The sequence below is a fragment of the Alcanivorax sp. genome, from assembly GCF_051117345.1.
Classification (GTDB): Bacteria; Pseudomonadota; Gammaproteobacteria; order Pseudomonadales; family Alcanivoracaceae; genus Alcanivorax.
The window spans coordinates 1-7,030 of record NZ_JBNPEC010000115.1 but is presented as its reverse complement, the minus strand read 5'-3'; the positions used below and the strand labels follow the sequence as shown (position 1 = coordinate 7,030).

7 protein-coding genes and 1 pseudogene are annotated in these 7,030 nt (G+C 57.7%); 6 read left to right on the top strand and 2 right to left on the bottom strand.

Features of this window, described 5'->3' with window-relative positions:
- Window positions 1–33 precede the first annotated feature (33 nt).
- From ACFE0K_RS07470 to ACFE0K_RS07445, 6 genes are all read left to right on the top strand, one after another.
- Window positions 34–1,275 (top strand): acyl-CoA dehydrogenase family protein, encoded by a 1,242-nt coding sequence (locus ACFE0K_RS07470; RefSeq protein ID WP_434535468.1) that lies wholly within the window; start codon window positions 34–36, stop codon window positions 1,273–1,275.
- A 165-nt stretch (window positions 1,276–1,440) separates the two neighbouring features.
- Window positions 1,441–2,256, top strand: a complete 816-nt coding sequence (locus ACFE0K_RS07465; RefSeq protein ID WP_434535467.1) for a fatty acid desaturase family protein — start codon at window positions 1,441–1,443, stop codon at window positions 2,254–2,256.
- Window positions 2,253–2,654 (top strand): hypothetical protein, encoded by a 402-nt coding sequence (locus tag ACFE0K_RS07460; RefSeq protein WP_434535466.1) that lies wholly within the window; start codon window positions 2,253–2,255, stop codon window positions 2,652–2,654. Before ACFE0K_RS07465 ends, ACFE0K_RS07460 begins: the two co-directional genes overlap by 4 nt.
- Window positions 2,655–2,740: 86 nt before the next feature.
- Complete coding sequence (locus ACFE0K_RS07455) at window positions 2,741–3,451, top strand: hypothetical protein (RefSeq protein ID WP_434535465.1); 711 nt, start codon at window positions 2,741–2,743, stop codon at window positions 3,449–3,451.
- A 188-nt stretch (window positions 3,452–3,639) separates the two neighbouring features.
- Window positions 3,640–3,972, top strand: coding sequence for a 4a-hydroxytetrahydrobiopterin dehydratase (locus ACFE0K_RS07450; RefSeq protein WP_434535464.1), 333 nt, complete (start codon window positions 3,640–3,642; stop codon window positions 3,970–3,972).
- A gap of 339 nt (window positions 3,973–4,311) precedes the next feature.
- On the top strand, window positions 4,312–4,770 hold the full coding sequence (locus ACFE0K_RS07445) for a PaaI family thioesterase (RefSeq protein ID WP_434535463.1): 459 nt from the start codon (window positions 4,312–4,314) through the stop codon (window positions 4,768–4,770).
- Between the two features lie 132 nt (window positions 4,771–4,902).
- Here ACFE0K_RS07445 and hemE read toward each other — a convergent pair whose 3' ends face one another.
- Both hemE and ACFE0K_RS07435 read right to left on the bottom strand, forming a co-directional pair.
- A complete protein-coding gene (gene hemE / locus ACFE0K_RS07440) occupies window positions 4,903–5,964 on the bottom strand; it encodes a uroporphyrinogen decarboxylase (protein WP_434535462.1) in 1,062 nt (353 codons plus the stop codon).
- Between the two features lie 148 nt (window positions 5,965–6,112).
- A pseudogene (locus ACFE0K_RS07435) lies at window positions 6,113–7,030 on the bottom strand (FAD-dependent oxidoreductase); the annotation flags it as partial.

Sequence of the window (7,030 nt, the reverse complement as noted above, 5' to 3'; positions counted from 1 at the left end):
TGTTGAAACCACTTCAACAAACAGGACAGCCCCATGATCCAGTGGTCCGAACAACAACAGATGATCCAGAAGATGGTGCGCGATTTCGTGGAAAAGGAAATCGTGCCGCAACTGGATGACATCGAATACAACGGTGTGCCGCCCTACGACATCCTTCGCAAGCTGATCAAGACCTTCGGCATGGATGTGATGGCCCAGCAATCCTTCGAGAAACAGCTGGCCCGGGAGAAGGCCATTGCCGCCGGGGAAACCGTAGAGGAAAAGAAAAAGGATCGCCCTTCTGCCATGGCCGGCGAAGAAGCTGCCATGCGCATGATCCCCATTATTGAAATCTGCAAACATGCCCAGGGGCTTGTCACGGCCATGGGCGTGTCCATGGGCCTGGGCGGTGGCGCCATCATGAGCAAGGGCACCATCGAGCAGAAAGAACGCTGGGCCCTACCCCTGCTCACCCTGGAGAAGGTGGGCGCCTGGGCAATCTCCGAGCCCAATGCCGGCTCCGACGCCTTCGGACAGATGAAGACACTGGCCAAACGTGACGGCAATGGCGGCTATATCATCAACGGCAGCAAGACCTGGATCACCAATGGTCCCTACGCCGATACCATCATCCTGATCTGCAAGCTGGATGAGGAAGGGGTTCCAGCCGACCAGCGCAAGATTGTCTCCTTCATTCTCGACAGCGGCATGGACGGTCTGGAGCAGTCCAAACCCTTCAAGAAGATGGGCATCGGCTCCTCCCCCACCGGCGAGCTGTTCCTCTCCGACGTCAAAGTTGGCACCGACCGGCTATTGGGCGGCAGTGAAGACGGCTATGGCCGCAGCGGCGCCAAGGGCACCTTCATGCAGGAGCGCGCCGGCGTCGCCGCCATGGCGCTGGGAATGGTGGAGCGGGCACTGCAACTGAGTACCCAGTACGCCCACGACCGGGTCCAGTTCGGCCGGGCCATCGGTCAGAATCAGCTTATCCAGCTCAAGCTGGCCAAAATGGAAGTGGCGCGCACCAACCTGCAGAACATGGTGTTCCGCTACATTGAGATGACCGCCGCCGGCCAGCAGATGACCCTGGCCGAGGCCTCCGCCATGAAGCTCTATGCGGCTCAGGCGGCCATGGAGGTGGCCACCGAAGCGGTACAGATCCATGGCGGCTACGGCTACATGCGCGAATCACGGGTGGAACAGCTGATGCGCGACGCCAAGATCCTGCAGATCTACGCGGGCACCGACGAAATGCAGATCATCGCCATCGCCCGGGATTTACTGGGGCGCGTGTAAGCGTTTGACCACGGGATCTGTAATCATTCCGCCTGGCGCAATGTCAGCATATTGACCATTGCGCCCAGCAAAATGGTTTTTGTGGTCTTCATCACACTCTGGGTTGCAGCGTACACTCAACCATTATTCGTAGTAGGGACTGGGGAATCAGTCTGGGTGGTTGAAATGTTAGTACGCTATAGGGCTGATTTCGCCGCAGTTGCCCTGGTGTTGGCGGTGTTTTCCATTCAACTGGGTCTGTTTTTCTACAGCGACGGCCTGACAACCTGGCTGGCCATGCTGGCGCTGTTGCCGTTACAGGTCTCTTGTGGCGCCATCTGCCACAACCATCACCATGTCAATGTGTTCATCAAAAAACCGCTGAACCGACTGTTCGAGTGCATCCTCTACCTCCAGACCGGCACCAGCCCCCTGAGTTGGACCCTGCATCACAATATCGGCCACCATAAGCACTATCTGGAGCCGGAACAGGACCCTTCGTCCTGGCAGCAAGCGGATGGCTCGCTAATGCCCCGCTGGCGCTATGTGCTTATCAATACGCTCAAGGTCTATCCGGAAATCCATCGTATCGGCAAGCGGCATCAACAGCTTTACCGGCGCTTTCTGCGTCTGTTAGTACTTGCAAACATTCCGTTGCTGCTGGCGCTGCTCCATGACCCGCGCAACGCGCTGATCCTCTTCATTCTGCCAATGGCGGCCATGCTGTTCATGCTGCTGGACAACACCTACGGCCAGCATGCCGGCACCGGTTTCGAGGACCACTATCACGCTTCGCGCAATGTGGAGCTGAAGCGCTATAACCTGCCATCCTGGAACCTGGGCTACCACACCGCACACCATATGCTGCCCGGGATTCACTGGAGCCAGCTACCGGCACTGCACGACAAGATCCGCCATCGTATCCCTGCGCACCTGATTACCGACAACATCCTGCTGCAGTGGGAACCCGCCCGCCAGCAACGAGGAGGATTGCCCTCATGATACGTGGCCTGCTTGTCTGCCTGATCATGGGCTGCGCCGCCATCGCCCGGGCGCAGGACTGCTACTACTACTGGGTGCACCAGTGCATCGAGGTGGTTGATGCCAGCCAGAGACAGCTGCAACAGTATGTACTGATCTCCCCGGCGGTGAACTATCTGCAGGCTGAAGACCAGCAATGCAGCGAGGCCGTGGCTGAGCGCCAGCAAGCCATCGCCGCTGAACTACTGGCTGGCGTCAACCAGGCCGCCAGCAAGATCAGCGCCTGCCAGACTCCCATCACGGAACTGCCCGCGCGGGTCTACGACAAACCCCACCAGGCCACCTGGCACTACAACCGCAGCCGTAAGGCCAGCCCACAGAAAACCGTGATTCCTCTGGCAGGTTTACCGATCCTCTGATAATAAGCCTTGAAGATCACTGCCAATCGCTGCACATCCGGCAGGGTGTGCTATGATCGACGGGCTTTTTCCATCCGGGGCTAATAATGAAAACAATCAAAACTGCCGCGTTACTGCTCTGTACCCTACTGCTCGCCAGCTGCCAGAATCTGCAAGGCGACAGGCAGGGGGATTACTACTTCTCTCCCGCCGGCGCCTATATTCTGGACATGAGCATCAATACCTTCCGGGGTGAAGTGGTGCTTGATGAACGCTGCGACCGCCATGGTGGCTCCACCACCTTCTGGGACGGTAGTGGGCGTCTGTTCCGCGTGGATTATCTGAGCGCGGAAAACCATCCGATGATCCAGGCACCACGATTTGCCTCCGATCTGACCCTGCTAAACCTCACCCTGAACAGTTACCTGCGTGAGGTGGTGGCCAAGGCCCCCATGATCACCAGTGCGGAAGCCTCCTACCGGGAATTCCTGGAAGACGCCGATCCCCGCGCCCTGTTCGCCATCATTGGTATCAATGTGGATGCCGCCCAGGTGAAAGACAGCGAGGCGGAAAGCGGCACGTACTACTACGGTTTCATGCTGTTCAAGCGTGGCGACCGCATCTATGTGCTTCAACACCGCCAGCCGGTACTGATGCCCGAAAAGATGAAGGCGGTGCTGCTTCACCTGGCCGACGGCATGGAAATCCCCGGCCGCGTCCGCGACGACACGGACATGGAAAAACTGCGCCGGCTATTGAAGAAAATGGCCCCCGGCGGCACCGATGGTGACCCAGTCCGACTCTGCGAACCGGCCTGAAAACATTAGCAAGTTGAAAGTTGCAACGAGCAACGGGCTTGGTGTGTACTGGATAGGCAGAAACCCGCGCTTCGTGACAATGGCGCGGGTCCTATGCACTTCGGGAAACAGCACCAAAAACTGACTTTTGGGTTTTCGCTGTTAACTATTCACTATTCACTATTCACTATTCACTATTAACTGCTGCTATGACTTCCCTGACAACACAGAGCTGCGAAGCATGCCGGGCTGACGCACCCCGGGTAACCGACCAGGAACGCCAGGAGCTGCATCCTCAAATCCCTGAGTGGATTCTGGTAGAGGAAGACGGCATCGAGAAGCTGCAACGGCACTTCTCGTTCAAGAATTTCGTCGACGCCCTGGCTTTTACCAATCAAGTTGGCGAGCTGGCCGAAAATGAGGGCCATCACCCGGCCATCCTCACCGAGTACGGCAAGGTGACCGTCACCTGGTGGACCCACAAAATTGGCGGCCTGCACCGCAATGACTTCATCAGCGCCGCCAAGACTGACGCGCTCTAAGCAAGCCTCAAGCTGCAAGCCACAATGCGAATCTGGCTTGCAGCCAATCGAAAACGTCCACCCCGCGCCCCAGACTTGGATAACGCAAAGGCCAAAGCCAAGGAACTTTTTGGCCTTACCCTATCCAACCAGCGTAGCTTGTAGCTTGTAGCTTGTAGCTTGTAGCTTGTAGCTTGTAGCTTGTAGCTTGTAGCTTGTAGCTTGTAGCTTGTAGCTTGTAGCTTGTAGCTTGTAGCTTGTAGCTGCCTTTGACCATTTCCTCCACCGCCATGATCAAAACGGCTTGCGGCAACCGTGCCAGCCTTTGCTAGCATTCTTCTCAACCGTAGGAGAAACAGCATGGCCCTTTCCGAAGAACAGAAAACCCTGATCAAAGCCGCCAGCGACAAGACTTTTCCGTTTGTAGAGCGCTGCGGGGTAAAGACCCTGGATGTGGAGCGGGGCTACTGCAAGATGGTGATGCCTTTTGAGCCCAACATTAACCATGTTGGCATCATGTATGCGGGCGCCCTCTACACCATCGCCGAATTGCCCGGCGGAGTGATCTACCTGACCTCCTTCGACACCAAGCGCTGCTACCCCATCGTCAAGGACATGTCGATCCGCTTCCGCCGCCCGGCTACCACTGATATCACGGTGGAGGTCTCCCTCAGCGAGGAGGAGATCGCACGCATCGAAAGGACCACCGAAGAGGTGGGCAAATGCGACTTCGAATGGGATGTAGAGTTGAAGGACGCCAATGGCGAGGTGGTCGCCATCACCCACAACGTCTATCAGATGCGCAAGATCGGCGCGTGAGTTGAGTTGCAATCTTCAACGCGATTTAAGGTGTAATGCATAGTGACCGCAAGAGGCCGCGCCTAAAATAGGCGCGGCCTCTGAGAAGCAAAACAAGGCTGCCCTGCATTCGCATAGCAGCTTGCCGCTTTGTTATTTCCTGCTAAATTCCTGCACCGCATCGATAAAGACACCCGCATTGGCCGGATCCACCTGCGGCGTAATGCCGTGCCCCAGGTTGAAAATATGCCCGGGATGGTCACCGAAATCCGTCAGGATGCGTTTTACTTCCGCACGAATGGCATCCGGAGACGCATACAGCACCGCCGGGTCCATGTTGCCCTGCAGGGCCACTTTCTTACCGACGCGGCGACGGGCCTCGCCGATATTGATGGTCCAATCCAGGCCCAGGGCATCACAGCCGCTCTCCGCCATGGACTCCAGCCACAGCCCACCGTTCTTGGTGAACAGGATCACCGGCACCTTGCGGCCTTCGTGGTCGCGAATCAGGCCATCGACGATCTTCTGCATATATTTCAGCGAGAACTGCTGGTAGGCCTCGGCGGACAGGGCGCCGCCCCAGGTATCAAAGATCTGTACCACCTGGGCACCATGACGAATCTGGGCATTCAGATAGGAGGTGACCGATTGCGCCAACTTATCCAGCAGGGCATGAGCCAACTCTGGCTGGCTGTAGACCATGGCTTTGAGATGACGAAAGTCCTTGCTGGAGCCGCCCTCCACCATATAGGTGGCCAGGGTCCAGGGGCTGCCGGAAAAGCCGATCAGGGGAATCCGGCCATTGAGTGCGCCGCGGATGGTGCTGACCGCCTTCATCACATAACCCAGATCGCTTTCCGCATCCGGGATCGGCAGCGCCGCCACGTCGGCTTCGGTGCGCACTACCTTGCGGAATTTCGGCCCTTCCCCGGTCTCGAAATACAGCCCCAGGCCCATGGCATCGGGAATGGTGAGAATATCGGAGAACAGAATGGCGGCATCGAGCGGGTAACGCTCCAGCGGCTGCAGGGTGACCTCACAGGCCAGATCCGCATTCCGGCATAGGTCCATGAACGAGCCCGCATGCTCACGGCTGGCACGGTATTCAGGCAAATAGCGACCAGCCTGGCGCATCATCCACACCGGCGTCTGATCCACAGACTCACGGTTGAGGGCACGGAGAAAACGGTCGTTCTGTAGAGGAGCGAAGGTCATGAGAGATCCTTTGGGTCTGACGCCGCAACGCTGTGGACGGCGCCCTGAAACAATCGGCAATAGCCGGCAACTTTACCCTATTCAGCCCGGTGTGCGCATAACAAAAGGGCCCGCATTGCGGGCCCTCCGTGTCACACTTTCGGCTTTCTTACACGTCCAGATAATCGAGAATGCCCTTGGCCGCTTCGCGCCCTTCCCAGATGGCGGTCACCACCAGGTCGGAGCCACGCACCATATCGCCACCGGCAAAGATCTTCTCGTTGCTGGTCTGGAACGGGAATTCCTGTTCTTCAACAGCCTGAACACGACCGGAATCGTCAGTGGTCACATTCTTGGGCTCGAACCAGTCTGCGGGGCTGGGACGGAAACCGAAGGCCACGATGACCGCATCCGCCGGCAGAATTTCCTCACTGCCCGGGATCGGCTCGGGACGACGACGACCATTGTTGTCAGCCTCGCCCAGCTTGGTTTCCACCACTTTCACACCAGTGACCTTGCCATCTTCACCCACGACTTCAATGGGCTGACGGTTGAACAGGAACTGCACGCCTTCTTCCTTGGCATTCGCCACTTCCTTGCGGGAGCCAGGCATGTTCTCTTCGTCACGACGATAGGCGCAGACCACGCTGTCCGCCTGCTGGCGAATGGAGGTGCGGTTACAATCCATGGCGGTGTCACCACCACCCAGTATCACAACACGCTTGCCCTTCATGTCGATGAAGTCAGCCGGGTCTTTCTCGAAACCCAGGTTGCGGTTGGCATTGGCCACCAGGAACGGCAGCGCTTCGTGCACGCCATCCAGATCCTCACCCGGGAAACCACCCTTCATGTAGGTGTAGGTGCCATGCCCATGAAGACGGCATCGTAGTCGGCCAGCAGTTCATCAATGGTGATGTCCTTGCCCACTTCCACGCCCAGGCGGAATTCCACGCCCATGCCTTCAAACACTTCACGGCGCTTGGCCATGACCGGTTTTTCCAGCTTGAACTCGGGAATGCCGAAGGTCAGCAAACCGCCGATTTCCTCGTAACGATCGAAGACTACCGGCTTCACACCGCTGCGAACC